Origin of the sequence: Chitinophaga sp., assembly GCF_036569185.1 — a bacterium.
Classification (GTDB): domain Bacteria; phylum Bacteroidota; class Bacteroidia; order Chitinophagales; family Chitinophagaceae; genus Chitinophaga.
Genome location: NZ_DATCRD010000056.1, coordinates 1 through 3,611, shown reverse-complemented (window position 1 = coordinate 3,611; position 3,611 = coordinate 1). Strand labels below are relative to the sequence as shown.

The following is a 3,611-nucleotide window of genomic DNA, read 5'->3' as shown; positions in this document are numbered from 1 at the left end:
CTAAAAGAACGGACTTCGATGTGCTGTATGATATAACGCAGCAACTCGATTTCCTCACGAAAGGATTATCGCTCACCGGCCGTATCGCCTATGGCGGTATAGAACAATACGCCAGGAACCTGTTCCGCGAAGCGGAGCCGCCTTCTTATCATTACAACCCGGCCGACCAGTCGTACACCCTCGATCCGCGCGGCAACTACCGCCTGCAGAAGTACCGGGTTACAGGCAATACAGATCTCTATAGCCGGAATGTAAATACACAGGCCTTCCTTAGCTACAACCGTGTTTTCGGCGATCACTCCTTTAACGGGCTGGCGCTGTATAACAGGCAAAGCTATACGTCGAAGGCTGATATCCCCGCTAATTTCAGGGGCTTCTCCTTTAAGGTGGGTTACAACTACAAACAAAAGTACCTGCTCGATTTCAACGGCGCCTACAATGGGTCCGACAGGTTCCAGGCGAAAAAGAGGAACGGTTTCTTCCCCGCCGTGGGTGCAGGATGGAGCATTTCGGAAGAGCCCTTTTTTAAGAATAATATCTCTTTTGTAAGCCTGCTGAAAATACGCGGATCGTATGGTGTGGTAGGTTCGGACGTTACTTCTGGTAACCGTTACCTGTATCGCCAGGAATATGTAAATGGCGGTGGTTATTCTTTTGGGGAGAATGATACGCAGAATGGTTCTATCTACGAAGGCGATCTCGGTAATATGAATGTTACCTGGGAGAAAGCAAAAAAAGCAGACGTAGGTATCGACGTCAATCTCTTTAAAGACAAACTGTCTTTCACAATAGATTATTTCCACGATATCCGTTTTGATCAGCTGGTACGCAAGGGCTCTGTGCCGAATATCATCGGTATTGGGTATAGTCCTACCAACGTAGCCAGAACCAGCAACCAGGGCTTCGACGGGCAGATCAACTACCGGGGAAATATCCGCCAGGTGTTCTTTAATACCAGCCTGGTATTCCAGTATTTTAAAAATAAGGTACTGTTTGCAGATGAAGCACAACCGGCTTATCCCTGGCTGGCAAGAACAGGACTGCCTATTGATCAGCCATTCGGGTATACCTTCATAGGTTATTACACACCGGAGGATGTACAGAAGATCCAGGCGAATACACATGATAAACCAGCTACTCCGCTCAGCGAATACCCTATCCAGGCGGGCGATCTGAAATATAAGGATATCAATGGCGATGGGGTAATTGATAACAACGACCAGGGGCCTATTGGTAAACCCAACCTGGCCAATACTGTGCTGGGGCTTACACTGGGCGCCAGCTATAAAGGCTTTAGCGTAAACCTGTTATTCCAGGGATCATTTGGATACAGCTTCAGCGTGGTAGGTACCGGTATCGAAACTTTCCAGAGCCAGTTCCAGCCTATCCACCAGCAACGTTGGACGCCGGAGAATGCTGCTAATGCGCAGTTCCCGCGGCTTACCAGTAACCCTACCACTATCAACAGCGCACGTACTTATATGTCGGACTTCTGGCTGATTGATGCACGTTATGTACGATTGAAAACAGTAGACCTGGGCTATCAATTGCCCAGCCGCTGGTTACCGGCGCGGATCAATAATGCCCGTCTTTACCTGAGTGCATATAACCTGTTCACCTGGACCAACTATGATAAGTACCAGCAGGATCCTGAAGTGGCCAGTAACTCTGCAGGGGATGCATATATCAACCAGCGGGTGATCAACCTGGGTATTCAAATCGGTTTTAAATAATATCCTTATGAACAAACTGCTATTGCTATTGATGACCAGCGGCATCTTCTCTTCCTGTATGAAGAGCCCGTTAAATGGCTACCAGAGCCAGGAACGCGCCATCATTTCCTTCCGGTTGCCTCAGGGGCAGGTAGGTGCATCTGAGATCGTAAACGGAACGGATTCCGCTACCGTTACATTATGGGTGGATGACGATGTGGACCTGAGCGCCGTCAGTCCGCTGGTAACTGTTTCCAAAAGCGCAACCGTACTTCCTGCACCGGGTGTGAAAGTAGATTTTGCGACTAACGGCAACCGCTATACGTACCGTGTTACTTCCGAAGCAGGTATTCAGAAATACTGGTATGTGCGCATCCTGAAAAAGACAGCCGAGACTGCAGGGCCGCGCCTGCAACTGCTGCCTAATAATGGCCGCTGGGACCCGAACGTAACCGTGTACAGCGATCTTGATTATAACGATTACCTTACCCGTTACCAGAACTGGAATGGCGGCGACGGTTGCTACTCCGCTTTACTGCCCGACGGCCGTATTGTATGGTCGTTCCAGGACAGCTTTTTCGGACAGGTGAGCGCCGACCGTAACCGTACCAACAACGTGATGCTTCGTAATGCCGCACACCTGCAACTGGACACCTCTTTGCAGAGCTTTGTACAGCTGAACCCCGGCACCGGCACTGCCAGTCAGACCTGGATCAAATATGGCACAGCCGCGGAAGACCAGGACTGGTACTGGCCCGGCGCAGGACAGGTACATAACAATAAATTCCAGATGCTGCTGAGTCATGTCAGGAAAACAGGCGCCGGCTCCTGGGATTTTGCACATATAAGCACCGACCTCGCTATTTTCGATTTGCCTTCCATGCAGCTCAGCCAGATCATAAAGGATAAAGATGTGCTCAGCAATTACAGCGCAGGCAGTATGAAAGCGCCGGATGGCTATACGTATATGTACAGCACGGAAAACGGTTTTCTTACTTCTTCCATGTATGTAGCCCGTGTAGCGGGGCAGGATCTTACCGGCGCCTGGGAATATTACAACGGTACCGGGTGGAGCAATACTCCTGTGAAGTATAATGTTTGTAGTGATATCAGTCAGCCTAACGTGTTTTTCAAAGATGGAAAATATTACCTCGTATCACAACAGATCATTTTCGGGTTGGATATTTATATTCTTGAATCCAGTACGCCCGTTGGGCCATGGACCAACAAGCGCACCATTTACCATATTCCCGACCAGTACACCGGCGATATGATCACCTACAATGCGTTTGTGCATCATGCACTGAGCCGGCAGGGAGAGCTGGTGATCTCTTATAATATTAATCCCACTGATTTTGCCAGCAACTTTAACAGTCCTGGTAGCGCAGACAGGTACCGGCCATATTTTGTACGGGTATTCAATTGGAAATAACAGATCTTGTTCAATAGCAAAGGAAAAAAATTGCTGCTCTTGTTGATGATAGCAGGGCCGGCATTAAAAGCACAGGAAAAGACGTTTAGCCTAAACAGCAGTAACACCGCTGTGCACTGGAAAGTAAAAGCTGTATCGGAAGCGGGGCAGGAGCCGGGTATTTATTCGCCTGGCTATAACGATGATAACTGGGTAGATGCAGAGGTGCCAGGCACTGTATTCGGCGCTTTTGTAGCAGCCGGCCTGGAGAAAGATCCCAATTTTGGTGATAACATTTACCGGGTAGATAAAGCAAAATACGACCGCGATTTCTGGTACCGTACCACGTTTACGCCTACACGCAATAGTGCAGAAAAGCAATGGCTGAATTTCGAAGGAGTGAACCGCAAAGCGGAAGTATACCTGAATGGCCGGCGTATAGGCGCATTGGATGGATTTATGGACCGGGGCAAATTTGATGTAACGGA

The 3,611-nt window shown here is 48.9% G+C and carries 3 protein-coding genes; all 3 read left to right on the top strand.

The features are described 5' to 3' along the window. A partial coding sequence (locus tag VIM72_RS04195) for a SusC/RagA family TonB-linked outer membrane protein (protein WP_332001612.1) occupies nucleotides 1-1,733 on the top strand: 1,733 nt, incomplete at its 5' end. A gap of 7 nt (nucleotides 1,734-1,740) precedes the next feature. Continuing rightward, nucleotides 1,741-3,144, top strand: coding sequence for a DUF5005 domain-containing protein (locus VIM72_RS04190; protein ID WP_332001611.1), 1,404 nt, complete (start codon nucleotides 1,741-1,743; stop codon nucleotides 3,142-3,144). Nucleotides 3,145-3,189: 45 nt separating this feature from the next. Beyond that, nucleotides 3,190-3,611, top strand: a 422-nt coding sequence (locus VIM72_RS04185; protein WP_414648937.1) for a glycosyl hydrolase 2 galactose-binding domain-containing protein, incomplete at its 3' end; no start/stop codon positions are given.